31 protein-coding genes, 1 tRNA gene and 2 pseudogenes are annotated in these 26,552 nt (G+C 48.8%); 19 read left to right on the plus strand and 15 right to left on the minus strand.

The window, feature by feature from the left end; genetic code table 11:
- The 14 genes from O71_RS06845 to O71_RS06905 form a co-directional block, all read left to right on the plus strand.
- The coding region (locus O71_RS06845; RefSeq protein ID WP_007654708.1) for a hypothetical protein at window positions 1–284 on the plus strand (284 nt) is incomplete at its 5' end.
- A 15-nt stretch (window positions 285–299) separates the two neighbouring features.
- Window positions 300–794 carry a DUF6438 domain-containing protein gene (locus O71_RS06850; protein ID WP_007654709.1) on the plus strand — a complete coding sequence of 165 codons (495 nt, stop codon included), beginning with the start codon at window positions 300–302 and terminating at the stop codon, window positions 792–794.
- A 561-nt stretch (window positions 795–1,355) separates the two neighbouring features.
- Window positions 1,356–2,189 (plus strand): YsnF/AvaK domain-containing protein, encoded by an 834-nt coding sequence (locus O71_RS06855; RefSeq protein ID WP_007654710.1) that lies wholly within the window; start codon window positions 1,356–1,358, stop codon window positions 2,187–2,189.
- Between the two features lie 180 nt (window positions 2,190–2,369).
- On the plus strand, window positions 2,370–2,717 hold the full coding sequence (locus O71_RS22565) for a DUF2382 domain-containing protein (protein WP_007654711.1): 348 nt from the start codon (window positions 2,370–2,372) through the stop codon (window positions 2,715–2,717).
- Window positions 2,674–2,895 (plus strand): DUF2382 domain-containing protein, encoded by a 222-nt coding sequence (locus O71_RS26365; protein WP_255345358.1) that lies wholly within the window; start codon window positions 2,674–2,676, stop codon window positions 2,893–2,895. Before O71_RS22565 ends, O71_RS26365 begins: the two co-directional genes overlap by 44 nt.
- A gap of 325 nt (window positions 2,896–3,220) precedes the next feature.
- Complete coding sequence (locus O71_RS06865) at window positions 3,221–3,901, plus strand: metal-dependent hydrolase (protein ID WP_007654713.1); 681 nt, start codon at window positions 3,221–3,223, stop codon at window positions 3,899–3,901.
- Window positions 3,902–3,908: 7 nt separating this feature from the next.
- Window positions 3,909–4,691 carry a ParA family protein gene (locus tag O71_RS06870; protein WP_007654714.1) on the plus strand — a complete coding sequence of 261 codons (783 nt, stop codon included), beginning with the start codon at window positions 3,909–3,911 and terminating at the stop codon, window positions 4,689–4,691.
- A gap of 12 nt (window positions 4,692–4,703) precedes the next feature.
- Window positions 4,704–5,621: a ParB/RepB/Spo0J family partition protein gene (locus O71_RS06875; RefSeq protein WP_007654715.1), complete on the plus strand. Its 918-nt coding sequence runs from the start codon at window positions 4,704–4,706 to the stop codon at window positions 5,619–5,621.
- Window positions 5,622–5,660: 39 nt separating this feature from the next.
- Entirely contained in the window at window positions 5,661–6,296 is a 636-nt protein-coding gene (locus tag O71_RS06880; RefSeq protein WP_007654716.1) for a DUF5683 domain-containing protein, read from the plus strand.
- Complete coding sequence (gene dapB, locus O71_RS06885) at window positions 6,293–7,009, plus strand: 4-hydroxy-tetrahydrodipicolinate reductase (protein WP_007654717.1); 717 nt, start codon at window positions 6,293–6,295, stop codon at window positions 7,007–7,009. The genes O71_RS06880 and dapB overlap by 4 nt, the downstream gene beginning before the upstream one ends.
- An 18-nt stretch (window positions 7,010–7,027) precedes the next feature.
- On the plus strand, window positions 7,028–8,128 hold the full coding sequence (gene lepB, locus O71_RS06890) for a signal peptidase I (RefSeq protein ID WP_007654718.1): 1,101 nt from the start codon (window positions 7,028–7,030) through the stop codon (window positions 8,126–8,128).
- Window positions 8,129–8,337: 209 nt separating this feature from the next.
- Window positions 8,338–8,868, plus strand: a complete 531-nt coding sequence (locus O71_RS06895) for a hypothetical protein (protein ID WP_007654720.1) — start codon at window positions 8,338–8,340, stop codon at window positions 8,866–8,868.
- Between the two features lie 123 nt (window positions 8,869–8,991).
- The gene (locus O71_RS06900; RefSeq protein ID WP_007654722.1) at window positions 8,992–9,357 is read left to right on the plus strand and encodes a DUF2200 domain-containing protein; all 366 of its coding nucleotides are present in this window, start codon (window positions 8,992–8,994) and stop codon (window positions 9,355–9,357) included.
- 37 nt (window positions 9,358–9,394) lie between these two features.
- Entirely contained in the window at window positions 9,395–10,168 is a 774-nt protein-coding gene (locus tag O71_RS06905) for a hypothetical protein (protein WP_007654724.1), read from the plus strand.
- A gap of 214 nt (window positions 10,169–10,382) precedes the next feature.
- Here the strand turns inward: O71_RS06905 and ung are convergent, their stop codons facing one another.
- Complete coding sequence (gene ung / locus O71_RS06910) at window positions 10,383–11,045, minus strand: uracil-DNA glycosylase (RefSeq protein WP_007654726.1); 663 nt, start codon at window positions 11,043–11,045, stop codon at window positions 10,383–10,385.
- A 99-nt stretch (window positions 11,046–11,144) separates the two neighbouring features.
- Between ung and apaG the strand changes: the two genes are divergently transcribed.
- Entirely contained in the window at window positions 11,145–11,531 is a 387-nt protein-coding gene (gene apaG / locus O71_RS06915) for a Co2+/Mg2+ efflux protein ApaG (RefSeq protein WP_007654728.1), read from the plus strand.
- Between the two features lie 109 nt (window positions 11,532–11,640).
- Here the strand turns inward: apaG and O71_RS26370 are convergent, their stop codons facing one another.
- Window positions 11,641–11,769: a hypothetical protein gene (locus O71_RS26370; protein ID WP_255345359.1), complete on the minus strand. Its 129-nt coding sequence runs from the start codon at window positions 11,767–11,769 to the stop codon at window positions 11,641–11,643.
- Between the two features lie 184 nt (window positions 11,770–11,953).
- On the opposite strand from O71_RS26370, the gene O71_RS25330 reads away from it, so the two are divergent.
- Complete coding sequence (locus tag O71_RS25330; RefSeq protein ID WP_007654730.1) at window positions 11,954–12,439, plus strand: O-methyltransferase; 486 nt, start codon at window positions 11,954–11,956, stop codon at window positions 12,437–12,439.
- Here O71_RS25330 and O71_RS27110 read toward each other — a convergent pair.
- The 4 genes and pseudogenes from O71_RS27110 to O71_RS06935 all read right to left on the minus strand — a co-directional run bounded on the left by O71_RS27110 (window position 12,436) and on the right by O71_RS06935 (window position 14,951).
- Window positions 12,436–12,570, minus strand: a complete 135-nt coding sequence (locus tag O71_RS27110; protein ID WP_155800659.1) for a ribonuclease E inhibitor RraB — start codon at window positions 12,568–12,570, stop codon at window positions 12,436–12,438. The two genes, O71_RS25330 and O71_RS27110, sit on opposite strands and share 4 nt — an antisense overlap.
- A 1-nt stretch (window position 12,571) precedes the next feature.
- Window positions 12,572–13,213 carry a DUF695 domain-containing protein gene (locus tag O71_RS06925; RefSeq protein WP_007654731.1) on the minus strand — a complete coding sequence of 214 codons (642 nt, stop codon included), beginning with the start codon at window positions 13,211–13,213 and terminating at the stop codon, window positions 12,572–12,574.
- 73 nt (window positions 13,214–13,286) lie between these two features.
- A pseudogene (gene kdsA / locus O71_RS06930) lies at window positions 13,287–14,095 on the minus strand (3-deoxy-8-phosphooctulonate synthase).
- Window positions 14,096–14,357: 262 nt separating this feature from the next.
- A complete protein-coding gene (locus O71_RS06935) occupies window positions 14,358–14,951 on the minus strand; it encodes a methyltransferase domain-containing protein (RefSeq protein ID WP_007654734.1) in 594 nt (197 codons plus the stop codon).
- A gap of 76 nt (window positions 14,952–15,027) precedes the next feature.
- On the opposite strand from O71_RS06935, the gene O71_RS06940 reads away from it, so the two are divergent.
- A complete protein-coding gene (locus O71_RS06940; RefSeq protein WP_007654735.1) occupies window positions 15,028–16,008 on the plus strand; it encodes a hypothetical protein in 981 nt (326 codons plus the stop codon).
- Between the two features lie 169 nt (window positions 16,009–16,177).
- On the opposite strand, the gene O71_RS26375 is transcribed toward O71_RS06940, so the two are convergent.
- From O71_RS26375 to O71_RS06950, 4 genes are all read right to left on the minus strand, one after another.
- Window positions 16,178–17,191, minus strand: a complete 1,014-nt coding sequence (locus O71_RS26375; RefSeq protein WP_007654736.1) for a Mur ligase family protein — start codon at window positions 17,189–17,191, stop codon at window positions 16,178–16,180.
- Window positions 17,170–17,847 (minus strand): Mur ligase family protein, encoded by a 678-nt coding sequence (locus tag O71_RS26380; RefSeq protein ID WP_255345360.1) that lies wholly within the window; start codon window positions 17,845–17,847, stop codon window positions 17,170–17,172. The genes O71_RS26375 and O71_RS26380 overlap by 22 nt, the downstream gene beginning before the upstream one ends.
- Window positions 17,834–18,808 carry an ATP-grasp domain-containing protein gene (locus O71_RS25345; RefSeq protein ID WP_237717744.1) on the minus strand — a complete coding sequence of 325 codons (975 nt, stop codon included), beginning with the start codon at window positions 18,806–18,808 and terminating at the stop codon, window positions 17,834–17,836. Before O71_RS25345 ends, O71_RS26380 begins: the two co-directional genes overlap by 14 nt.
- 249 nt (window positions 18,809–19,057) lie before the next feature.
- Window positions 19,058–19,128 (minus strand) — tRNA-Cys (locus O71_RS06950).
- Window positions 19,129–20,004: 876 nt separating this feature from the next.
- Between O71_RS06950 and O71_RS06955 the strand changes: the two genes are divergently transcribed.
- Window positions 20,005–20,499, plus strand: coding sequence for an acyltransferase (locus O71_RS06955; protein WP_155800653.1), 495 nt, complete (start codon window positions 20,005–20,007; stop codon window positions 20,497–20,499).
- On the plus strand, window positions 20,472–21,062 hold the full coding sequence (locus O71_RS06960; protein WP_155800656.1) for an acyltransferase: 591 nt from the start codon (window positions 20,472–20,474) through the stop codon (window positions 21,060–21,062). Before O71_RS06955 ends, O71_RS06960 begins: the two co-directional genes overlap by 28 nt.
- Before the next feature lie 16 nt (window positions 21,063–21,078).
- Here the strand turns inward: O71_RS06960 and O71_RS06965 are convergent.
- From O71_RS06965 to rpsA, 5 genes and pseudogenes are all read right to left on the minus strand, one after another.
- Window positions 21,079–21,995 (minus strand): annotated as a pseudogene (locus O71_RS06965) (pseudouridine-5'-phosphate glycosidase).
- A 151-nt stretch (window positions 21,996–22,146) separates the two neighbouring features.
- On the minus strand, window positions 22,147–22,581 hold the full coding sequence (locus O71_RS06970) for a hypothetical protein (RefSeq protein WP_007654741.1): 435 nt from the start codon (window positions 22,579–22,581) through the stop codon (window positions 22,147–22,149).
- 125 nt (window positions 22,582–22,706) lie between these two features.
- On the minus strand, window positions 22,707–23,252 hold the full coding sequence (locus tag O71_RS06975) for a dihydrofolate reductase family protein (protein ID WP_007654743.1): 546 nt from the start codon (window positions 23,250–23,252) through the stop codon (window positions 22,707–22,709).
- 105 nt (window positions 23,253–23,357) lie between these two features.
- Window positions 23,358–23,879, minus strand: a complete 522-nt coding sequence (locus tag O71_RS06980; RefSeq protein ID WP_007654745.1) for a GNAT family N-acetyltransferase — start codon at window positions 23,877–23,879, stop codon at window positions 23,358–23,360.
- 252 nt (window positions 23,880–24,131) lie between these two features.
- Complete coding sequence (gene rpsA / locus O71_RS06985; protein ID WP_007654747.1) at window positions 24,132–26,018, minus strand: 30S ribosomal protein S1; 1,887 nt, start codon at window positions 26,016–26,018, stop codon at window positions 24,132–24,134.
- Between the last annotated feature and the right edge of the window lie 534 nt (window positions 26,019–26,552).

Below are 26,552 nucleotides of genomic sequence, written 5' to 3' on the forward strand. Positions count from 1 at the left end.
AGTGTACATCGATGATGCTCAGACGTGTAGCTGTACAGCAGTATACAGTGGTTACCGTTGGCTGCGGCACCACCTGCCAGGAGCACTACGTGGTAGACCGGCAGGATGGAAAAGTGCTTGACAAGGTGCAGAGCAGTACCGGTGCACAGTTTAGCCCGGACAGCCGCATATTTATAGTCAACCCGCCTGACTCTTCGCACAACTATGTTGATTGCCCTTACTGCGAACCAGCTGCCTATGTACTGGAACAGGGCAAGTTCCGAAAACTGCCTCAGGGGCAATAATGATAACTAACTGCCATGCACACACTACTTTTTCTGCTGAAATTAGGTCTGGGGCTAGGACTGATCCTGGTGGCAGGCTGCAGTACTGCTCAGAAAAGTAGTGCCCAGGCGCCGGATGCTCCGCTGCTGCATTTCCAGAAGACACCCTGTCTTGGCACCTGCCCCTCCTATGAGGCGACCATTCTGGCGAATGGCAGCATACGCTACACCGGGTATAGCCATGTACCTGTTACGGATACTGTGACCTTTACGCTGTCGCCCCAACAACTGGAGGCGATACGGCAGGAAATAACAAAGCTAAACTATTCATCGCTGCAGGACATGTACCTGACTAACTGGAGCGACATGCCCTCTACCATCACCACATTCTATGAAGCGGGCAAAGAAGTAAAGCGGGTACAACAGGAAGAAGGCGGCCCGAAGCCCTTGCAGGACTTCCAGGAGAGAGTGCATACCCTGCTCATGAACCTGGCAGAAGAGGAGGCGAAACGAAGGCTACCTGTAAGGTAAGGCCAGGCCATCCAAAAATTCACTTCTGCTTCCTCAAAAAATTTACTCCGGTCTGTTTTCACTGAAGCTTCTTCACAATAGTGGTCTCTCCTCATGCTATCCCCTTTTACTACGCTTGCATCTCAATAACACTAGGTTTAAATATAGGATTGAGTCTACCTGTAATTTTGAAATACCAATAACCAATCCTAACTGAGGCCGTAAAAAAATAGAGGACCTTATCAGAGCAGGTTATTTGAAAATTGATATTTATATATAATAAATTTTTAGAATTTCGATTATCAGGCTAGGAGAAATATTAATTCAGATTAAGCTATATAAAAAAAATATCCTTGCCCCTGTGCTTCAATGTCTGGAAGCTCTTTTTGGAATATTTTGTATGAAGAGTACTCATTGACCGGCGGGCGCAAGGTTCTGCTGTGGCCTTGATTTTAAAGAACAAAATGGGAACCTAATTTCCCACTGATCATATTAACTGACCACATTAACCGGGTGGTGGAGTCCCCGGGCCACTAAGACGGCATAAGCACCCCGAATATTAAACATAACGCACACATAACTATGGAACGACAAACGGTAATAGGCATTTTTAAAGAAGGTATAGACGCACAGGCTGCGGTGCAAAAGCTGGAGAGCACGCACCATATCGGCCGTGACAAAGTAGATATAGCAAACCCTGCCTCTGCTTCAGCAAGACAGGTAGGCAGCACCAGAGATAAAGACAATGATGGCGTAAGTGGTTTCTTTGGCTCTTTGTTTGGCCAGAACGACGACGCGAACAAACATACACAGGCAGCCCGCAAAGGCTGGGTAGTGACGGTACACGCCGACTCCCGACAGCAGGCAGAGAAAGCCGCTGAAGTCCTGGACTCATGTGGCGCAGTGGATGTAGACGAGCATGTGGCACAAAACAACCCACAGGCCGGCACAGCCAGACCACCACAGGGCACGGCCCAGACCAATACCGGACGAACAGGCGACTCTAGCCAGTCTATTCCGATTATGGAAGAGCGTATGAACGTAGGTAAACGTGAAGTGGAGCGTGGCGGTGTGCGCATGAGAAGCCGCATCGTGGAGCGCCCGGTAGAAGAACATCTGCGCTTGCGTGAGGAACATGTGGATGTAGAGCGTAACAAAGTAAACCGCCCTGCAACAGACCGCGACTTCCAGAATTTCAAGGAAGGAGAGATCAACATTACAGAACGCGCTGAGGTGCCTGTAGTCAACAAAGAGGCCCGCGTAGTGGAAGAAGTGAAGATTAACAAGCACACAGAGCAGCGTGACGAAACTGTAAGAGGTACCGTACGCAAAACTGATGTGGACATTGACAAATTAGACAAAGACAAAGACCTTCGCAACCCGGGTAACAAGCCCGGCAACCCTCGCAACATATAGGGAAAGGTTTTGTAGATAAGGTAAGAGGCAGTCATCATGTGGCTGCCTCTTGCTGTTTTACAAAAAGGGCAAAGCTAAGCCCCACGAGAAGCAATGAACCATCCCCTGCCCTGCCCGTACAATCTGAGACATTTGAACCGATAGAAGCGTAATCCACTTCACCACATATAGTCCCGAGCCATGAGCAAGAAATCAGACAAACTTAAATCAGAATTTGACGAGAAGCTACGCGAGAGTCGCACCACCCCACTGGAAGAGCGGGACATTCAGGACGAATATGGTCGTGACGAGCGGGAGAACCTGGATGTAGACATAGAGTACAGCAAGACGATACCCGTGATTGAAGAGCAGGTGCGGGTAGACACAGAAGTCAGAGAGACTGGCATCGTACACATTGCCAAAGAAGTACACCGGGAAGATGTGGACCTGGACCTGCCAATCATACATGAAGAGGCAGAAATAGAACGCGTCGAAATAAACCAGTATGTTGACACCCCCCCCACCGCCAGTACGCTACGAGGGCGATAAGATGATCATACCTGTGCTGAAAGAGGTGCTGGTAGTGGAGAAGCGCCTGCTGGTGGTAGAGGAGATACACGTTACCAAGCGGCGCACCGAAGAGCACGATACACAGCACGTGGAACTGCGCCGGGAAGAGATCAGGGTCGAGCGGAAAAGAAACAATCCGAACGAACCGCAAAGCTGAACCCTGCCTGGGTTTGAGGTATAAAACAGTGCCTGGCCAAAATAAATAGTTCCACGCGGCGTTGTTATATAAACGAACCACTGAAGCAAGCGGGTCCGGCAGCTACATGAGCAGCCGGACCCGCTTGCTTTTACAGCCTTAAAATGCACATATCCTATGACTAGCCACTTCGCAGGGACCTTGTTCCGGAATGTGGATAACCCTTAAAATCGTGGATAAAAATATACGCCGCGGCGCGTGGAACATCATACGTTCTGCGCAAAAAACTGTATCTTTGTAAAAGTTCTATACCCAATTCGGGCTAACAGATTAAAAAATGCAAACTATGGAAATAACGTATTACGGACAGTCCTGCTTTCTTTTCAAAATCGGTGAGCACCGCATTCTATTCGACCCGTTCATCTCGCCAAACGAGTTGGCCAAGGATATTGACGTGGACAGCATCAAGGCTGATTACATTCTGCTCTCGCACGGTCATCAGGACCACGTGCATGATGCGGAGCGCATCGCAAAAAATAACGGTGCCACCATTGTAGCCAATTTTGAGATCGCGAGTTGGTATGAAGGGAAAGGTATAGAGAAGACCCACCCGATGAACACCGGCGGCAAAGTGACCCTGCCGTTTGGTACCGTGAAAATGGTGAACGCCGTGCATTCCAGCTCCCTGCCAGATGGCACTTATGCGGGGGTGGCAGCCGGGTTTGTGGTGGAAACAGAGAATCAGACATTTTATTTTGCCGGAGATACGGCCCTCACCTACGACATGAAACTCATACCAGAGCAGTATGATGTAGACTTCGCCCTGTTGCCGATTGGCGATAACTTTACCATGGACATCCACGATGCCCTGGTAGCGGCTGACTTTGTGCAGGTAGACAAGGTGATCGGTATGCACTACGACACCTTCCCTTACATCAAAATAGACCATGAGGAAGTGAAGGAAGTAGCGCAGATGGCCGGCAAGGAACTAATATTGATGGAGATAGGTCAGACTATAAACCTATAATTTTTAGATGGGAAAAATAATAGCGGTTGCAAACCAAAAAGGTGGCGTAGGCAAGACCACCACAGCCATAAACCTGGCTGCGAGCCTGGCAGCCCTCGAATTTAAGACATTACTCGTCGACGCAGACCCGCAGGCCAACGCCACATCGGGCCTCGGCTTCGACCCCGCCAGCATCAGCAGCAATATCTACGAATGCATGGTAGGGGAAGCAAATATTGAGGACATCATACTGAAGTCGCCTAACCTGGAGACCCTGGATCTGATTCCCTCGCACATTGACCTGGTGGGCGCTGAGGTGGAGATGATCAACATTCCGAACAGGGAGGAGAGAATGCGCGAAGCATTGGCTCCGCTCAAGGAGGTGTACGACTTCATCATTATCGACTGTTCGCCTTCGCTGGGCCTGATCACGGTAAACTCACTTACGGCAGCCGACTCAGTGGTGATACCCGTTCAGTGTGAGTACTTTGCGCTGGAAGGTTTGGGCAAACTGCTCAACACGATCAAAATCATCACGACACGCCTGAATACCGAGCTTGCCATTGAGGGCATCCTGCTGACGATGTATGATGTGCGTTTGCGCCTGAGCAACCAGGTGGTGGAAGAGGTGAAAACGCACTTCCAGCAAATGGTGTTTGATACGATCATCCCGAGAAATGTGAAGTTGAGCGAGTCTCCGGGTTATGGTATACCTGCCATTCTGTACGATGCAGAAAGCAAGGGTGCCATGAGCTACCTGAACCTCGCCCGTGAGATAGCAGAGAAGAACAGCGTTGCGCTGGCGAAATAACCTTACTATTACATGTCCGATAACAAGAAACCAGTACCAACACGCAAGGGAGGCCTTGGCAGAGGCCTTGGCTCTCTCCTGGAGGGTAACAAATATACTGGCAAAACAGCCGAATCAACCACCGTTAACGAAGTCAATACCATCGCAGATATAGCTATTGAACACATCCAGACGAACCCTTACCAGCCCCGTACGCACTTTGACCAGACGGCGCTGGAAGAATTGGCTGAGTCTATCCGGATACAGGGTATTATCCAGCCTATCACCGTTCGTCAGCTTGACCAGAACAGCTTCCAGCTGATATCGGGTGAGCGCCGCTATCAGGCAGCCAAAATGGCTGGTCTGACCACTATTCCTGCCTACATCCGCAAAGCCGACGACCAGCAGATGCTGGAGATGGCCCTGATCGAAAACATTCAGCGTGAAAACCTGAACGCCATCGAGATCGCCCTCTCCTACCAGCGCCTGCTTACCGAGTGCAGCCTGAAGCAAGAAGAACTTGGTGACCGCGTGGGTAAGAAGCGCACGACGGTGACCAATTACCTGCGCCTGCTTAAACTGCCGCCCGATATCCAGATCGCCCTGCGCGACAATGTAATCAGCATGGGCCATGCCAGAGCGCTGATTAACATCGACACCATCGACAAGCAATTGGAGATTTTCCGTAAGGTAGTGGCGGAGGAACTGTCAGTGCGCAAGGTGGAAGAGCTGGTGCGCAATGTGCAGAATGCCAGTAAAAAGCCGGATCCACAACAAAAACTGGTCTTCAACAGGTATGATGAAGAGTTGAAGGGAGTAGAGAAAAAGCTTTCTTCGCAATTTGGCACCAAGATCCTGGTGAAAGCCAACAACGATGGCAAGGGAGAGATCAAAATCCCTTTTGTATCGGTGGACGAGCTGAACCGTATATTGGAGATTCTGAACTACTAAGAGAACAGCATGAGGTTAGCGCCTGGTATAGCTTTATTTGTGGCATTACTCTTTTCGCAGCTGCTGCCATCGCAGGCTAGGGCGCAAGTTGTCACATCCGGACCAGATTCGGTTTTGGTGCTAACTTCCGAAGCTGACACCGCCCAGCAAAAGCAGTTTTTCCTGAGCGGCTTCAAAAACCTGGGCCGTCCTGGACGCGCAGCTCTTTTCTCGGCCGTTATACCCGGAGCAGGCCAGGTATACAACGGCGCCTGGTGGAAGGTGCCCATCATTTACGCTACTGGCGGGGTGCTGGGCTATTTTATTATCGACAACAACAATAAGTACCAGGACTTCCGGACGGCACTGAATATCCGCAACGGGAACAGCGATAACTTTTATCAGGTATACGACGCCTACTTCTATGACCCTGTGTATGGCGATGCTGTGCAGAACGGAACCCAGAACCTGCGTGTGAGTCGTGATTTTTACCGACGTAACCGCGACCTGACCATCATCTTATCAGTACTGGCTTACAGCATGCAAATAGCGGAAGCTTACGTGCACGGTCACCTGCGCGAGTTTGATGTGAGCGACAACCTGAGCCTGCGCGTGCAGCCCGACGTGTTCCGCACACCTGCCACCAACGGTGTTACGCCCGGTCTTACCCTTACTTTATACACCCGAACTAAATGAGAATCCTATTGATAGGCTATGGCAAAATGGGGAAAACCATTGAGCAGATGGCCCTTGCCAAAGGTCACCAGATAGCTGGTACCATTGACCATACCAATGCCGAAACACTGAACAGCTATACCCCTGATAATACGGACGTAGCCATTGAGTTTACCCATCCGGAAGCCGCCTTTGGCAATATTTCTTACTGCTTAAAGCAAGGTATACCGGTGGTTTCGGGCTCTACAGGCTGGCTCGACAGGTATAGCGAAGCTGTAGCTTTGTGTCAGGAAAACAAAGGAGCTTTCTTCTACGCTTCGAATTATAGCGTGGGCGTTAATTTGTTTTTCCATTTTAACGAATATATTGCCAGTAAAATGCAGGCCTATAAGGAGTACCAGGTGTCTATCCGTGAGATCCACCACCTCCAGAAGATCGACAAGCCGAGCGGCACAGGTATAACTACGGCAGAAGGTATACTGGCCAGCTTCCCTGACTTGCAAGGCTGGGCAGCTGATGACGATTCGGATAAGTCTAAACTGAATATTGTTTCGGAGCGTGAGCCGGATGTGGTAGGTACCCACATCGTGACCTACGAATCGGAAGTAGACAAAATAGAACTGGGCCACATTGCCCATAGCCGTGCCGGTTTTGCCGAAGGTGCCCTGATGGCAGCTGAGTGGCTCAAAGACCGCCAGGGAGTGTACGGCATGAAAGACATGCTCAACCTGTAGAAACAAAACGCTTTATAGATGAAAGTAAAGTTTTGGGAAAAGAAGCCCGCTAACAAGGCGCCTAAAAAGAAAAAGAGCTTTGCGCGTGAGTGGGGCGATGCCATTCTGTTTGCCGTTATCGCGGCCAGTTTGATCCGCTGGGCTACTTTTGAGGCCTATACCATCCCGACTCCTTCTATGGAGAAGTCGCTGTTGGTAGGCGACTTCCTTTTTGTGAGCAAACTGCACTACGGTCCGCGCACCCCGATAACACCGCTGCAGGTGCCGCTCACGCACCAGACCATCTGGGGAACGAACATCCCCTCCTACTCCGACGCCATCCAGCTGAAGTCATACCGTTTGCCTGGCTTCTCAGAGGTACAGCGCAACGATGTGGTGGTTTTCAACTACCCACCGGAGGAGCATCACCCGGCTGACCTGCGCACCAACTACATCAAGCGTTGCATCGGTATTGCCGGCGACTCCATCGAGATCCGCGACATGCAGGTGTACATCAACGGGCAGATGGCGGAGAACCCGGACAAAATGCAGTATAAGTACTTCCTTTCTACAGAACAGCGCCTGGCAGAGAAGTTCTTCCTGGAGCGTGACATCACCGATGTGATCCAGTGGCAGGGTGGCTATATTGTGGATACTTCTCCTGAGAAAGCCAAGGCCCTCGCCCAGCTTGATTTCATCAAAGAGGCAACACTCCTGATGGACGAAGCAGGTAAAGGCGACGCAGAGGTATTCCCGCATGTGCCAAGCAAGTACGAATGGAACAAAGACAATTTCGGTCCGCTCTACATCCCGAAAGAAGGTGCAACCGTAGCCATTACGCCGGAAACGCTGCCTTTTTACGAGAAGGTGATCCTTGGCTACGAGCGTAACGAAAACGCTGAGGTACGTGACGGTAAGCTATACCTGGACGGAGCAGAAGCCACGACTTATACCTTTAAGCAGGACTACTACTTCATGATGGGTGACAACCGCCACAACTCCCTCGACTCACGTTACTGGGGCTTCGTACCCGCCGACCACATTGTGGGTAAGGCCGTGATGATCTGGATGTCCACCGACCCTTACGGCGGCTTCCTGGACAAGATCAGATGGAGTCGACTGTTTAAGACGATTAAATAAGGTATAAACCGATATAAAAATGAAACCGTCAGTTCTGAAAAGAGCTGGCGGTTTTTTGTTTTTGAGACGATGATATTTGGTAAATGAAATATTGTATATTTGGTATAGAACAGTGGAGATTTGCTACTAGGAAGATATACCTCCACAGATAATGCAGATAGTAGGAGTAGGTACTCCTGCTTTACACTAGTTAGCGGTTACTTCAAAGTATGAAGAAAATTCTCGAACGATACCATGAAAAATTCTCAATAGAGATTAATCTGCCTAAATCAAAGGTGATGGAAACTATCGCACGAGAAAAAGAAAAGAAGAGAGACTTAGCAAGTATACTTGGGATTGGCTTTGTTGACTACAATGAAGTAAAAATTACTGGTGTTGACTCGGTGGAGATAGATGTGAAGCCAAAGATGTTTAACCCGTACAGGGGAGCAGGCAAAATAAGGATAGCTTTTTCAGAAGGTAAAATAGCATCGAATACAATAGCGCACGGTGAGATTATACCCTATACAGTAGGCTATCAGTTATTTGTTTTTGTTGCGTTAACTTTCCTCTTGTTTATGTCTTTGTTTACACTTGTAACCGCCAGCAGTACTTATGGAATAGGTATTTTAGTGTTTGGCTGGCTTGTACTTCTAACAACTCTATACTTGTTGCCATTCGGGTACAGAAAAAAGCTAAGGAAGTATAGTGACTCATTTTTCGCTGACTTAAAAGCAAATAAGAAGAAAAGCATCCGCTAACCCTGCACCTAAGCCATGCGCTGCTACGCATCGCTCACCTTAGGTACTAACCGTTAATCCCCAATCAAGCGCACAATTTAAATCCAGAGTTAAGTAGTTTAATAAGCAGTAACAAGACACAAAATGAACACCACCCCCGCACACGACGCACGCATGGCCAGCATGACCTTTGCGTCGGTATACCCGCACTACCTCGCCAAGGTAGAAAAGAAGGGCAGAACAAAAGAAGAGCTGCACCAGGTCATTGCGTGGCTGACGGGTTTTGATGAAGCGCAACTGCAGTCCTTAATAAACGAGAAAGCAACTTTTGCCGATTTCTTTGAGAGGGCAAATTTGAACCCTAATGCACAGTTTATAACAGGCACGATCTGTGGCTATCGCATCGAAGAAATTGAAAATCCTGTTACCAGGCAGGTGCGGTATCTGGACAAGTTGGTGGACGAATTGGCTAAAGGGAAGAAGATGGAGAAAATTCTGCGAACAGTCTGAAAAGCAAATACCAAATAACTTAACCATAAATAAAACCGTGAAAAAAAACCAACTACCCCGCATCCTTTACCTACTCCTACCCTTCCTCACCATAGCCTGTACCCAAAAGATGACAACCACCGCCACCAAGCCCCAAACCGGTCAGCAAGTGATCGAGACCATGTACCGCCATTGGGAAAACAAGTGGTATCCAAATTTTGCCTTCGACCAGCGGGCGATTTTCTATAAAGACGATCAGGTGAGTCGTGAAGAGATCTGGCAGGAGATCTACAGCTATCCGGCTAACCTGCACATCCGCTTCGATGGCTTTGAGACTGGCAATGGTGTGGTCTACAACCAGGACACGGTCTATACCTTTAAAGAGGGAAAGCAGGTGAACAAGCAATACTCGATTCACCCCCTGGTGCTGCTCAGCTTTGATGTATACTTCTACGACCCTGCCACTACCATCAGCAAGGCGCAGGAGTTGAACTTTGATCTGAGTCAGTTTACGGAAGCCACCTGGCAGGGCCGTGCTGCTTACGTGGTGGGCACAACTAACCCAAATGACCAGAGCCGCAATCAGTTCTGGGTTGACAAAGAGAACCTTTATGTTGTGCGCATCCTGACGAACAGCAAAGGCGTGGCACGCGATGTAGAGATGAACAACTACCAGGAGATAGAGGGAAATATGGTCGCGACAGAGATTGTCTTCAAAAATAACGGTCAGCTGTTTCTGCGGGAAGAATACTTCAATATCTCTTTCCCTGAAAAAGTAGATCCTAGCTGGTTTGATCCTGCGCAGTTTTCGACCACTAATTGGAAGCAATAGCAATCATGAAGCAATTCTAAGTTATAGGACGTCTTCGTTCGTGATCAAGTAAATAGGGGCTTAAGGCCCCTATTTTATTTATACTTTAATGTCATTTCGACCCTAGGGAGAAATCTGGTGTATGAGCACTGAAGCCCACCCAGATCTCTCCTATCGTCGAGATGACAATGTGTGGTTAGATGTCTTAATGAAGCGCACTGGGAATTAATGACAACTACCAATCTATCGGCTCTTTGCCCTGCTGCTTCAGATACTCGTTGGCTTTGCTGAAGTGGCGGGTGCCGAAGAAGCCGCGGTCGGCGGCGAAGGGTGACGGATGGGCCGCTTTGAGCACCAGGTGCTTGCTCTCGTCAATAAAAGCGCCCTTTTTCTGTGCATAGGCTCCCCAGAGCATAAAGACCACCCCAGTTTTCAGGTCATTTACTTTGCGAACAACGGCATCGGTAAACTCTTCCCAACCTTTTTTCTGGTGAGACCCTGCATCGCCGGCACGCACTGTAAGAGTGGCGTTTAGTAATAAAACGCCCTGCTCTGCCCAGCGCTCCAGGTTTCCGGTGGCTGGCAGATCTTTGCCAAGATCGCTTCTGATCTCTTTGAAGATATTGATTAGCGAGGGTGGAATGCGAATACCATCTTTCACCGAAAAAGCCAATCCATTCGCCTGATTAGGACCATGATAGGGGTCCTGCCCTAAAATAACTACCTTTACCTGATCGAAGGGACATCGCTCGAAAGCATTGAAAATCTGGTTACCGGGTGGGTAAACTTTTTGAGAGGTGTACTCGTCTTTAACAAAAGACACGAGGTCTTTGAAATAGGGCTTTTCAAATTCTTCTTGCAAGATATTTTGCCAGCTTTCTTCTATCTTTACGTTCATGAGAGTCAGTAGGGGTATCGGGTTTGCTTGGTAACAGGTATCAGGGGCCCGGAAGGCTATACCTGAAACAGATTCTAATTATACAAAAAACTCTGTAACATGGATACAAAAACTACAGAAGGAGTAAAAGTAACGGTTACGACCAACTACCTGCCCGATTACTCCAGTCCGGTACAGCAGCACTTCGTATTTGCTTACAAGATCAGTATAGAGAATAACAGTGAGTTCACAGTCAAGCTTTTACGTCGCCACTGGTACATACACGACGCCACTGGCACCATGCGCGAAGTGGAAGGCGAAGGTGTGGTAGGACAACAACCTGTGCTGGAGCCAGGTGAGTCGCACGAGTACGTGTCAGGCTGCAACCTCAAGACAGGTATGGGCAAAATGCGCGGCACTTACCTGATGGAGCGTATGGTCGACGGCAAGCAGTTCCATGTGACTATACCTGAGTTCTCACTCATCGTGCCGTATAAGTTGAATTAATTGTATCCTTGTAAATCGGCTATACCTTTAAATTTGTAGTTTCAAACTATCTGTGATTATCACTAAAAGGTTGTCCAGATAGTGAAACAACAATTTAACGACCACCAATTTAATATTTCATCCATTGCTCCCCTTCCACCTTGCGGCAAATTACCTGCTTTACCGCCTCAGGGCTTTTAAGCTGCACGGAGTCCACTCCCCTTTCGTATTCGATCTGTACCACCACGTGATCCGGCACGATGGAGACTACTATGCTATCCGCTGGTTGAAGATTTGCGTGCTTCGCTGCTGTTTGAGGATCGGACTATACCTGTTACCGATTTTGGAGCGGGTCCCAAGGCCGGACTGAAGAAAGTCCGAAAGATCAGCTACATTACCCGTACCTCAGCCAAACCAGCCAAATATGCCAACTGCTTTTCCGGTTGGCAGCACATTTCAGGCCTGGTACCATTTTCGACCTGGGCACTTCCCTCGGCCTCACGACCTCATACCTGGCGATGGGAAACAAACAGGCCAGCGTCTATACCTTTGAAGGATGCCCGTCGATAGCAGCAGAGGCAAAAGTAAATTTTAAGAAACTAGGCCTGCAGCATGTGCAGCAGGTTATTGGCAACCTGGATGACACGTTGCCAAAGCAACTGCAGGAAGTGAAGCAGCTGGATTTTGTGTTCTTCGACGGGAATCACCGCTACGAACCCACCATGCGTTATTTCAAAGCCTGCCTGAGCAAGCATCACGAGTATAGTGTGTTTGTAGTGGATGACCTGTATTGGTCAGCAGAGATGAAGCGTGCCTGGCAGGAGATCAAACAACATCCGGAGGTATGCCAAACGATTGACCTGTTCTACATCGGCTTAGTGTTTTTTCGCAAGACCCAGCCGAAGGAGCATTTTACGCTGCAGTATTAATCATTTTCCTTTACCACTTGCGCCTGCCAGCCGCCATACACGCCATTAAACTCCTCCGCCAGTTGCCATAGCCCTAAGGTAGTGGTATGGATATCTTCCTCGGTAACAGGCTGTACCTTCGCAATGACGATGCTATAAGGTTACCTCCGATTCGTTTTGGTTCTTTCCCTCCTGCACCAGGGTATAGCCAACTTTTCCTGACTCACTTCTGAAGGCTGTACGATCAGCTTCCGTTGCAAAGCTTACAAAATGCAACACTGAGCGGGGAATGTGATGTTCATCTCCCTGCTCTTCCATCATGCGCAGAATGCGGCTGTTTTTGATGCTTTGCATATCGGCCGGCTCCGGAAACAGGAAGTCCAGGTATAAGCCCCAGTCAGCATCCAGCAGGTTGTTTGAAGCGAAGGTATAGGCGGGGAATTGTTGCATCACGTTAGTGGCAATCGCCTCCGGCAAAGCTTCCTGCCCGCTGTAGAAATAGAAGCTGCGTTTGCCGTCGTGCAGCAGCTTGCCTACAAAGGCCGCCTGAAGTGAGTTTTGAAGCTCCTCCACCAGGGCTTCTTCTATCGCCTCAAGCTGCTCCCACTCAGCTTCGTCAGCCGGAAAACCATCGGCATCGGGCTGCTGCAGCGCCACAACAAGTTCAAAAGCGCGGTGCTGCTCAGGTATAGGGGCCAGGCTTTCAAAAGCCAGATCGACGCTCACGCAGGCAGGGCGGTCGTTGATATCGCAGAAATAAACTTCCCACTCGGGGGTATGGGCAGGTACAGTCATAGGTATAATCTGAAAGAAATAAGGAGAGCATCAACCACAGTCAATGCTCTCCTTTGATACGTTTAAAGGCTGCTTAGCGAATAGCCTGGCGAATACGCACTAACTTCTGGAGCAGGTCTTCGAGCTGGTCAAGTGGCAGCATGTTGGCGCCGTCCGATTTCGCTATCGATGGCTGCGGGTGCGTTTCGATGAACAGGCCATCGGCTCCCACCGCAATAGCTGCTTTGGCAATCGTCTCGATCAGGCTGGTTTGCCGCCTGTCACGCCGGAGCTTTGGTTTGGCTGCTGCAGCGAGTGGGTCACGTCCATTACCACTGGTACACCATTCGTCTGCATTTCGGGCAGGTTGCGGAAGTCCACTACCATATCTGAGTAACCAAAGCTGTTGCCTCGGTCGGTCAGGATCACTTTATCGTTTCCAGACTCGCGCACCTTGTCCACGGCAAAGCGCATGGCCTCGCCTGACAGGAACTGTCCTTTTTTGATGTTCACTACCTTACCTGTTTTAGCAGCCGCTACCAGCAGGTCTGTCTGGCGGCACAGGAAAGCCGGGATCTGGAGAACATCCACATACTCAGCCGCCATTGCCGCCTCGTCGCTTTCGTGGATGTCAGTAACGGTAGGTATATCAAATGTCTGGCTCACCTTCTGCAGGATGCGCAGCGCTTTCTCGTCCCCTATACCTGTAAAAGAGTCAAGGCGGGAACGGTTGGCTTTGCGGTAAGACCCTTTGAAGATCAGTGGAATCTCCAGCTTGTCAGTAATGGTTACAAGTCGCTCGGCTATCTGCAGGGCCATTTCCTCGCCTTCAATAGCGCATGGGCCAGCCATCAAAAAGAAGTTGCCAGAGTCGGTATGTTTTAATTTCGGTACTTCGAACATAGTCAATTGCTTGGTTTATACCTTTCGGTCTGCAAATTTAGTCAGATGCGGGGGAATAAAGAAATGAATACATTAGTGATTGGGTGGATGAGCGATTGATGGTTGCCGGATACATGATTAACCCATCCCGTCCCTTATCTGAGCGCTTTTCCGAACTTGTAAGTCCGACAGATAGCTTAGATTGGACCATGCTGGAAAGACTATAAAGCGTAACGTCGCTACATTAACTTTCAAACTCTCCAACTCCTCAACCCCCAAACTTCTACACTCCCAGCTTCCTCAACTCTATAAACAACTCCCTCCCCTGCCTTGGCGGTATGGAATTGTAGGCGGTTTCGAAGTGAAGAAACTCAAAGTATGGCTTGAAATAAGTGCGGTACTCTTCTCGACTGCCGCCGAAGGGTGGACCGGAGTGTTCGAAGGTAGTGTCAAAAAGGAGGCCGACCAGTTTCCCGCCAGGCATGAGCAACTCGGCACATTTGCGTGCATAGTCGCCACGGAGTTGCGGGTCGATGGCACAGAAAAAGGTCTGCTCTACGATCAGGTCATATGTGCCCCCGAGTTCGAAAAAGTCCTGGAGCAGCAATTGATTTTTGGGGAAGTCCGGCACCCGTTCGGAAAATCGCTGCAGTGGCGCCTCGGCAACATCAGCTATGTAGGTATGTGTGAAACCATTACGGAATAAATATTCCGCTTCGTATGCGTTGCCACAACCCGGAACCAGTATGCGCTGACCTGTGTTAGGCATCTGATTGAAATAATCACGGAGTGGAGGCGTTATAGCCCCAACATCCCAACCCGTCTGGCCCAGTTGGTAGCGGTTTTGCCAGTAGTCGGCATTAAATTCTTGTTTCATCTTGTATGATAATAGCTCAAAAGTCTTAAATTTGAAACTTGCATACGCACCATTCCAGGCAGCAAAAGCTTAAAATATGAGTACGCTGGAAAAAAAAGACACCCAAAAAGAACATCAGCCCATGAACCCTTCTGAAAAAAGAAGCAACCGCAAACTCCTGATTAGTGGCCTCCTTGTCATCCTGATCAGCATCAACGGCATCCTGCTTTACATGAATTATCAGAAAAAAGAGAAAAACGAGGAGCAGGCCGAGGTGATCCGTGTGAAAGATAAAGAACTGGAGAACCAGATAAAAGTTTACGAAGCCCTAAAGGCTGATTTTGAGCGCCAGAGCCAGGAATTGCAGGCGATGGGTCTCGAAAACGACTCGCTGGAGGCACAAATCGCGTCTATTTCGTCTGACCTGAACGAGCTGCGAAGCTTCCGTAAGAGCAGCTACAGCCTGGCTGACCAGCGCCGCTTCCGCGACCGTGCGCAGGCGTTTGAGCAGCAACTGAAACAGAAAGACCAGGAAATCGCTACGCTTAAACAGGATAATGAAGTGCTCTTCACAGAGAATACCTCACTTAAAACCACTCAGAACCGCCTGAGCGACAGTCTCACCACCATGAAGACCACCAACGAAACGCTGGTAGAGAAGGTAAAAGTGGCCTCGAGGCTCGAAGCACAGCGTATGAATGTTTTTGCGGTAAATAAGCGCGGCAAAGAGCTGGATGACAAGAACAATGAATTCAGAATGAGAAACGTGGAAAAGATCCGCGTAACGTTTAACCTGGGCAAGAACGATGTAGCACCACGTGAGCCGAAGACGATTTACATGCGTCTGATCGAGCCGGATGGCGCCGCCCTGTACAATCTTTCTACGGGTTCAGGTTCGTTTGAGATTGACGGCGAAGACATGTACTACACCGCTAAGCGCGACATTGTGTTTGATAACACGCAGCAGCAGGTGAGCTTTGTTTACAACAAGAACGCAGAATATAAGAAAGGCCAGCATACCATTGAGCTTTATGCCGACGGTTTCCTGATCGGATCAACCAACTTTGTGCTGAAATAATACTTAAACCCTAGAGTCTGAAAGCCCCGTCCATTAGGTCGGGGCTTTTTTGTGCCCATACCTCAGGTATAGCCATAAAAAAAACCCTATCCTGAGGAAAGGGTTTTAGTCCATCGTTCACATGAAATTCTCTAACGCAGGCGTTAGAATTTAATCAACAAGAAAATTTTTACTCCACCAGCATGCTGCTGCGGTGCTGTATTACTTTAAAGCTCTCCACCATCTTCACCGACTCGTGCACGTCTTCCGTGAAGATCGCTACAAAGGAGTCCGGCTCAGCATTTTCCAGCGCATAGGCGATGGCACGCATTTCTTCCGGAATCACCTTCACTTGCTTGTGCGGCGCTACGTCTTCTATACCTTGCATCATCGGCAAAGTGATTTCCTCAGGCGTCTTCCCACGCAGGTCGTTGTCGAGGCGTATGATGATCTCGTCAAAGACTTCGCCTGCTACGCGACCTATCTCGTAGAAATCTTCTGTCCTGCGGTCGCCAACGCCAGCAATGATGCCAACCTTGCGCGACACGTCCAGGTCTTCCATAAAGCCGCCGATGGCCTTCAAACCACCCACGTTGTGTGCGTAGTCCACCAGTACCTCGAAGTTCGGGAACTGGAACAGGTTCATGCGACCAGGTGTTTTGTCTGGTGAAGGTATAAAGGTGCGCAGGGCACGCTTAATGTCTTCTATGTCAAAGTGCGATACATAGCCAGCCAACGCAGCAGCCAGTATGTTCTCAATGTTAAATTTCGCTTTTCCACCGAAAGTCAGCGGCACATCAGCCACTCTATCTATCCGGATCTTGTAGCTGTTTTTAAAGATCGAGATATACCCGTTTTCAAAAACCGCCGCCAGTCCCCCTTTGGCAATATGCTTTAGTATGCGCGGATTGTTCTCGTCCATACTAAAGAAAGCTACCTTACATTTCAGCTCCTCGGCCATGGCATACACCAGATCATCATCGGCGTTCAGAATGGCGTATCCGTCTTTGCTCACGCTCTTCGGTATAACCGATTTCACCTTCGCAAGGTCCTCCAGCGTATGGATGTCGCGCAGGCCCAGGTGGTCGGAGCTTAAGTTAGTCACAATGCCAATGTCGCACTGATCGAATCCCAGCCCTGACCGCAGCAAGCCTCCCCTGGCGCACTCCAGCACTGCAAAGTTCACGGTCGGGTCCTTGAGCACGAACTGTGCACTATARCCCCTGTCGTATCGCCTTTCTCGAGCAGCTTGTCCTGTATGTAGATGCCCTCAGTAGTGGTATACCCAACCTGATAACCTTTGCTCTTGACCATGTGTGCGATCAGTCGCGTGGTCGTGGTCTTACCATTGGTACCTGTCACGGCCACAATCGGGATGCGGGCGGGCTTGCCATGCGGAAACAGCATGTCGATTACCGGCTCGGCTACGTTACGCGGTAAACCGTAGGTTGGTGAGATGTGCATCCGGAAACCAGGCGCCGCATTTACCTCCAGCACAGCACCTCCGGCTTCGTTAAGCGGAATGGCAATGTCGGTTGTCATCACGTCGATGCCGCAGATATCCAGCCCCACCAGACCGGCAATACGCTCGGCCATCAGGATGTTGTAAGGATCCACTAAGTCAGTAACGTCAGTTGCAGTGCCTCCAGTACTTATGTTAGCGGTACTTTTTAGGTATAGCACCTCCCCTTCGGGCAGAACCGACTGAGTAGTAAGGTCTTTGGCCTTTAAAATATTTTTGGTGTGCTGATCAATTTTGATGCGGGTCAGGGCCTTTTCGTGTCCCACGCCTCTTCTCGGGTCTTTGTTCTCCAGGTCGACCAGCTGTTTGATCGTGGAAACACCGTCACCGGTGACCATGGCAGAGGGTACGCTTGGCAGCTGCCACAAACTTTTTGTTAATGACCAGCAGTCGGAAGTCAAAGCCCTGAATGTAGCGCTCCACCAGCACGGCCTCAGAATATTTCTGAGCGGCTGCCAGTCCTTTGAGCGCGTCTTTCCAGTTTGTGATGTTGATGGTAGCGCCTTTGCCGTGGTTGCCGTCCAACGGCTTTAGCACTAATGGATAGCCCAGTCTGTCCACGGCCCGCTTCAGTTCCTCCTGATCATACACAGTGGTGCCATTGGGAACAGGTATACCCGCTTCGTCGAGCAGTTCTTTGGTGGCGTTTTTGTCTCCGGCTATCTCCACGGCAAAGCAGGCAGTGCCACAGGTCATGGTGGCCTGTATGCGCTTCTGGTTCACGCCGTAACCCAGCTGAATGAGCGAGTGACGGTTGAGACGAATGTAAGGTATATTGCGGCTCTGCGCCTCTGATACAATAGAGTAAGTGCTTGGTCCGAAATATTCGTCTTCCCGGATCTGATGCAGGCGGTCGATGTCTTCGTCGAGTTTATACTTCTCTCCATTTATCAGAGCTTCCGTGATGCGGAGGGCAGCATGAGCGGCATACTCACCGGCACGTTCCTCCTGGTACGAGAAAATAACGAAATGCGTACCCTGCTCGTGGGCCATGTAACAGCGTCCGTAGCCGCTCTCCATACCGGCCTGAGTTTGCAGTTCCAGCGCGATGTGCTGCACGACGTGAGCGAAGGTAGTGCCTTCCTCCACCGATCTAAAGAAACCACCTTCCACGCCCGCTGCAGCCCTGTGGGCATACATTTCGGGGAGCAGTCGTTTGAGTCGGGTAGCGAAGCCGGGCACTTCGTGGGTAAGGGTATCAGCCAGTTCTTCCAGGTCCAGCTTGAGTACGATAATTTTGGGATGCTCAACAGACCAGAAATTTGGTCCGCGCATGATGCGCAAGTCTGTAATCTTCATGGGAATGGGTAAGCAGCTTGTATTGCCTGTCGGATATTTTGTAGGTGTTGAAGGAAACAGCAACCATAAAATTGCTTGCTTGCAATACGTTATAAGCTGACAAAGGATATAGCGGCTTTTGAAAAATTAGTGCTCTTGAATGGAAGCAATTAGGAATTAGCTACTTAGGGATAGGAAGGTGTTTAAGAGAAATTGGACACTAAGAAAAAAAAACGCCCGGTCAGGTATACCGACCGGGCGATCAAGAAGAGGTAACGAGCGGATTCGAACCGCTGTAGCAGCTTTTGCAGAGCTGAGCCTAGCCACTCGGCCACGTTACCCTGATTGGAGTGCAAATATAAGCAGAGAAGTATGCTTGTCAAACAATCAGGTCATATTTTTTAAACGCCAATAGATATAGCGTTCATAATAAGCCCCTTATTTTTCAATACTACTGTTGCGATTTCTATTTTGGAAGCGGTGCCCCTACAGGTATAGCGCAATCGTGACCTGGCTGACCGTGCGGCGGGTTGGTACCGGCAGCAACTGAACCAGACACTTGTGGCTGGAATGCAGGCTGAGGTGCTGTGAGCTTAGGCTGTGCCGGCAGATCAAGTGGAGCGCCTACTTCGATGTCACAGCGGTGACCAGGCTGGCCATGCGCAGGATTCAGGGCTACAGTACCCGCTGGAGTAGCTGTTGCAGCGTTCGTGTTAGCTGGCGCAGTAGTTGGCTGGGTTGTAGCTGTATCAGCTTTTTTATTGTCTTCTGAGCAAGCGCTAAAGCCGATCAGGCAGCAGCCAGCAGTACGTTAACGGTAGTTTTCATGCAATGATTTTATAAGGTGTGCGGCCTTCTGCCCCTGCCATCCTTTTGGCAGACCAGGCGCTTTTGTTACAACCGACAAGCTACCAAAAAGGTGCCGCAAAACCAAAATCCTTCCGACATACGGTCAATTCTGCCTGTCTAAAAACTCCCTCCGCGTACCATAACTTTATCACTCCTTTCCGGGTATATTCAGGAAAACCTCTATGCGCTTCCGCCTTTGTGCGGAACACACGCTGCCCGACTGCCGTACCCGGACTTGTTAAGGCAGCTCGCATAGCACTTATCCTTTACAATAACACATTATAAATCCAGGCCTTATCAGCCAGGCAGCGGTGCAGAAGGAACCAGATATTGTCCTTACGCCTTCAGAGCCGCATTTGATTATCGTTATGAACAGACTTCTATTCTTAGACGCTTTAAGGGGCATTGCCGCACTCTCAGTGGCCCTTTTCCACTATACTTCCGTGTACCGCAGCCTTTACGGCCATAGCTTCTCCCCTGCTTTCGACTTCGACTACGGTTTGTTTGGGGTGGAGCTTTTCTTTATGATCTCAGGCTTTGTGATCTTCTTCAGTTTCGACAGGATCAAGAGCGGAAGCGAGTTTCTCTTTAACCGCGGCATCCGACTTTACCCGACCTACTGGTTCAGCATGATCACAACTTTCGTGGTGGTACAGACATTCAGCCTGCCCGGCTTAGAGACTACCTTCACCGACATGCTCGTCAACCTGACCATGTTCCAGAAGCTGGCCCGAGTACCAGACGTGGACGGAGTATACTGGTCGCTGTTTTCGGAGTGGATGTTTTACCTGATGATGCTTGGCCTGTTCATGACCAATAACCTGAAGCGTATTTTGTGGGTGGTCCGATATGGGTGCTGCTGAGCCTGGTACACAAGTATAGCGTTAGCTTTGGTCCGGTCGGTGCCATCCTGAACCTATACCATGGCGTGTTCTTCTATGCGGGCATCCTCTTTTACCTGCTCATGAAGCAGCCCGAAAAACGGAACATTGTGCTCACTCACCTGCTCTTCAGTATCGCTGTGATTGTAGCGCTATACCTGCCGGAAGGTCTGCCGCATACGCTCGTCGTTATTTCCTTCTTCGGGGTATTTTACCTAGGGTTGATTGGTAAAATGGAGTTCCTGGTGAACAAGGTGCTGCTCTTCCTGGGCAGTATCTCCTATGCACTCTACCTGATCCACCAGTTTGTGGGTTATGTGATCATCAACGAAACGAAACACTTGTTCGGCGATAGCCTGCTGGTGATCGTGCCACCACTAGCCATCACACTTACGGCGGCCTGGCTGATTACAGCCTATATTGAAAAGCCGGTCGTAAGCAGGCTCAAAACCTGGTACAAGCAACGGTCAGGCCATACCTTGCCGCAGGAAAAGAAAATACCCGTCAGCGGATTTGCCAAACCCGAAACTGCCCCTACTAAATAGGTATAGCAGGTCAGAGCTAAACCCCAGGCTGGCTATAAGCTACCGCTATTTCTGCTCCCAAACGGGCATTGTGCCTGATCAGCGCGATGTTAGCTTCGAGGCTCTCGCCCTGGCTATGCTCTGCGATATACTTTAAAAGAAAAGGCGTGACGGCCTTGCCCTTAATGTGCTGCTGTGCGGCGGCGTGCAGGGCCTGGGTGATATACCATTCCATTTCAGGTGCAGGCACTTCAAACTTTTCAGGTATGGGATTCGCTATCAGTACAGCTCCATCCAGTCCCAACTCCCATTTGGTGCGTAACAGGCCTGCAATTTCCCGGGCAGAGTCCAGTCGCAGTGGAGAGGCAAAACCGCTTTGGCGGGAGTAGAAACTCGGAAACTCATTCTGCCCGAAAGTAACAACCGGTATACCTTTGGTATCCAGGTACTCCAGGGTCAGCCCAATATCCAGGATCGACTTCACACCCGCTGATACCACCGCTACGGAGGTCTGCCCCATTTCAGTCAGGTCTGCCGAGATATCCATGGTGGTCTCTGCTCCCCTATGCACACCTCCTACCCCGCCTGTAACGAACACCCGTATACCTGCCATAGCGGCAATTCGCATGGTGGCAGCGACCGTTGTAGCGCCATCGATTTGCTGGCTGATGACGTAAGGCATATCAACCAGGCTCACCTTCCAGACACCCTCGGCCTTGCCAGGTGCGCAATTTGCTCCTTTGTTAGCCCTACACAGCATTTGCCGCCTAGTATAGCTATGGTAGCAGGTATAGCGCCTGCTTCCCGTACCACCTGCTCAACCTCCAGGGCAGTCTGCACATTGTGCGGGTAAGGCATGCCGTGGGCAATTATGGTGGATTCCAGCGCTACGACAGGCTTGCCGTCGGTGAGGGCTTGCTGTATTTCGGGGAGGATTTCCAGGTATGGATTCATGAAATGATTGGTGTCCGGTGTTGCGTCGTTGATTTTGTGCAGGTATGCTAAGCCATCAGCCTGAGCACACCTTGTATCATGCAAGCAATTGGTTGTCCAAAATTACCAGAATTCAGGAAAATTGTTGGGGTGTCTCTCGTGTTTAGTCTTGTTACTGAAGCAGGTATACCATGTAATCGTACCCTGTATGCGAAGGTAAATGTGAGTAATACTTAATCTGATCTTTAGACTCCTCTGCGACAGTGAATAAGGCGCCATCAATGGTCAACTGTTTGGTAACCTTATCATAGGTATATGACATCGTTCTGATGAGTGGCTCTTTACTTTCACATTTCACTTTACCCTGGTCCACTGTTAACTTGCCATTTGAGTCAAACGTAATCAAATCATCTTTTTTGCAATCTGACCAAGGGTTGTAAAAAACCCTTCCGGGAGGGTTTGAATTCACATTCTTATCAACTACTCCTTTCTTCCAGGTTTTTGATACTAGCAGGTTGGCAGGTGCGTTTTCATCATCCTTTGCACATGAACTCAGAAGAAAAAGAACTAATAGCATATTAGTTATTACTAGCAACAGCTTCTTCATATACACTATTTGAGGTGTTTAATTATTAGTCAAAGGATTATAGGAATCTTATCGTGTTTATGTATAATGAGTTTAATATTTGTAATGACAACAATGTGCTTCTTATACCCGAATAGCGTTGTGGTTCAGCCTTTAGGTTTGTAAACAAGTTGGACCACCCCAGCTCTAAACCTGTTAACCGCTATCAGGTCAAGGTTTATTCGATCCTCTAGGTCTTGGAACAGTGGTTTGCCAGCTCCTAAAACGGTTGGGTGCACCGAGATTCGGTACACGTCAATCAACCCATGCTGTATAAATGCTGTGATTAGTTTTGCCCCACCATATAACCATATGTCTTTCCCCTGCTGCTGTTTCAATTCGGCGATGGCATCAGGTATACTAGAGGCGATAAACGTTACATCCGTATTTGGCCGCTCCTGACTGGAGAAAACAATCTTCTGTTTAGCGTGTACTGCTGCCCAGATTTCTTTCTCTGATTCACTTGCGTTGGTATCAGGATGGTAGTTGCCCCACATATCATAGCTCACTCTCCCATAGAGGATCGTGTCTATACCTTCCAGAAAACCCTGAAAGTCCATATCATCGTCCAGGATGCACCAGTCCACTTCACCATTTGGCCCTTCGATGAATCCGTCAAGTGTTGTAGCTAGATCTAGAATTATTTTTCGCATGGAGTTAGGAGTGTGTTTATGGAGTGTGAAACGGTGCTCGTGTAAAAGACGTGTGAGGCCGTCGGCTGGAACATGATTTTTACACAATGCTAGCTGCTGCCATTTTTATTTTAATTGCAGTTTCATCATTATGTCTGTCTGCTCATCATTTCCTAGTTTGAAAATATGCCTATCAAATTCCACGAAGCCATTTTTCTCATAAAATCGAAGTGCTCTTGGGTTTTCTTCCCAAACCCCTAACCAAACATAATCCACGCCTTTGTGTTTGGATATTTCCATTGCCTTCTCATAAAGTATTTGCCCAACTTTTTTCCCGTGGAATTCCTTTAAAACATAAATGCGCTCGATTTCAAGGGTATTATCGTCCTTTATTTCAGTCTGTGATTGTCCAAAGTTGACTTTCAAATAGCCAATTACTTTATTCTCTAAAAGGGCAAAATAAAACTCAGAGTTCTTGTTGGCCAATTCGACTCCTAGTTTTTCTGTTGAAAACCCTTCCTCCAAATACTTTTTCATATTCTCCTCGCTATTTCCAAAAGAAAATGTTTCAGAAAATGTCTGTCTGCAGATTCTCTGTAGCTGGTCTAGTTCGTTTACGGTTACTCTTCTTAATTCAATATTCTCCATTCTCGCTTAAGTATTCTCTTTATTTTTGGTTGTAGCCAACTATAGTATAGTAGGAGTACCTACTCCTACTATCTGCACTATATCTGGAGTAGGAAAGTTGCTACAAAGCAATTCACTACAGCAGGTATGGCATAAAGCTAATATATCATTTATTACTCAATTATTCAATAAGCCTAAAGCGCTTTTCGGGAGCCAAAAACAAAAAAGGCCCCGGATTGCTCCGGGGCCTTTCATTATAGGACAAGCTTAGTATTAAGCGTTGTTCTCTTCTTCAGCAGACTCTTCATCAGAACCTTTCGCCTTTTTAGCGGCAGCAGCTTCTAACTTTTTAACGCCAGCTTCTTTCTCGTTCTCCAGCATCTGCTCTTTCAGGGCAGAAAGTGCGTCCAGGTCACCCAGGGTAGACTTGTTCTCAGCTTCTTTCTGAACTTTTGGAGCTTTCTCCTTCTTCTCACCGCCGGCAGCAGGTGCAGCTTTCTTAGTGGCCYTCGCGATACGTGCGTTGTCAGCCTCAGAGTAAGTAGCAGTGTGCGACAGGATGATCTTACGGTCGTCCTTAGAGAATTCAGTTACACGGAAGTCAAGGCTTTCACCTGCTTCTACCTGAGAACCGTCTTCTTTCTGCAGACCTTTAGGGAATGAGAAACCTTCGATGCCGTACGGCAGCTCCAATGTAGCGCCTCTGTCTGATTTCTCAAGTACAGTAGCTTTGTGTACTGAACCTACGTTGAATACAGACTCGAACGTATCCCAAGGGTTCTCCTCCAGCTGCTTGTGACCAAGAGCAAGTCTTCTGTTAGCTACGTCCAGCTCCAGAACAACTACGTCCAGGTTTTCACCAACTTTCACGAACTCAGATGGGTGCTTGATCTTCTTAGTCCAGGACAGGTCAGATACGTGTACCAGACCGTCTACGCCTTCTTCCAGCTCCAGGAACAGACCGAAGTTAGTCAGGTTACGAACTACGCCAGTGTGCTTGGTGCCAACTGCATATTTCGTGATAACATCCTCCTTAGTCCATGGATCTTCAGTAAGCTGCTTGATACCAAGAGACATTTTGCGCTCTTCGCGGTCAAGTGTCAATACAACTGCTTCAACCTCGTCGCCTTGCTTAATGAAGTCTTGTGGGTTGCGCAGGTGCTGTGACCATGACATTTCAGAAACGTGGATCAGACCTTCAACGCCTGGCATCAGCTCAAGGAATGCGCCGTAGTCAGCCACGTTAACGATCTTGCCTTTTACTCTTGAGCCAACTTCAATTTCAGCTGGCAGAGCATCCCATGGGTGAGGAGTAAGCTGCTTCATGCCAAGAGAGATACGCTTCTTGTCATCATCGAAGTCAAGCACTACCACGTTCACCTTTTGGTCAAGCTGCAATACTTCCTCTGGGTGGTTGATACGTCCCCAAGAGATATCTGTGATGTGAAGCAGACCATCTACGCCACCAAGGTCGATGAACACACCGAAGTTTGTCATGTTCTTGATAACGCCTTCCAGAACCTGACCTTTCTCCAGGTTGTTCAGGATAGCGGCACGCTGTTGCTCCAGGTCTTTCTCGATAAGCACTTTGTGAGATACAACCACGTTGTCGAAAGCGGCGTTGATTTTCACAACTTTCACTTCCATCTTCTTACCAACGAACACGTCGAAGTCACGGATCGGCTTCACGTCGATCTGAGAACCTGGCAAGAAGGCTTCAACACCGTAGAGGTCCATGATCAGACCACCTTTGGTTCTTCTCTTCACTACACCCTCCAGAACGTTGTCGTTCTCAAGTGCGTCATAGATCTTAGCCCAGGCAGATACAATCTTCGCTTTCTTGCGGGAAAGGATCAGCTGACCGTTCGGGTCTTCCTGGTCTTCGATGAATACTTCAACCTCGTCACCAACTTTCAGTTCAGGAAGATCTCTGAATTCTGAAACTGGCACCAGGCCGTCAGATTTGAAACCGATGTTCAGGATCACGTCACGATCAGTGATACCTACCACGATTCCTTTAACAACCTCCTGCTCCTGTACGGTAGTCAGGGTGTCGTCATACATTTTTTCCATTTCAGCGCGCTCTTCTTTGCTGTAGCCGCCACCGAAACCTTGAGACTCAAACTTGTCCCAATCGAAATTTTCTGGGGAATTACTCATAATGTTTTACTGCTCTGGAGAAGCCACCGACTTAGAGCAATAGGCCGGTTTGGTTTGGTTTTACATTTCTCCGAACGCGGTGCCGGAGCCATTCACTCGAATGAAGGGCAAAAGTAAGGAATACTTAGAAATAATGCTAGTATACAGAAGAGATTTCGCAAAAGAAATAACAGGTATAAGTACCTGATACAGAAGGCACATATCTAGTCATCAACCTCATTACCTACCCGCCGCAACAGCAGGTATAGCCATTCCCCTTATCAGCTTTCCAGCCATTCCGCTCTTTTGTCAATTTAACAAAACTAAGACATACGATGACTTAGCTGCAGGTATAGGCTATCTTAGTACTTCCTTCTTGGCAGGTATACAGAACAGTAAAAACAGCCGGAAGCCCCATTATTCCAGAGGGAAAATCATCCTGATCAAGCAGAAGCATGCAGCACAATTTATCAACTTCAACTTATCATACAGACATCATCACAGCACGACCTGATAAATAATAACTTACCAATTGTAAACTAAATATATTAGCAA

It is taken from the genome of Pontibacter sp. BAB1700, from assembly GCF_000277005.1.
GTDB classification, from domain to species: Bacteria; Bacteroidota; Bacteroidia; order Cytophagales; family Hymenobacteraceae; genus Pontibacter; species Pontibacter lucknowensis.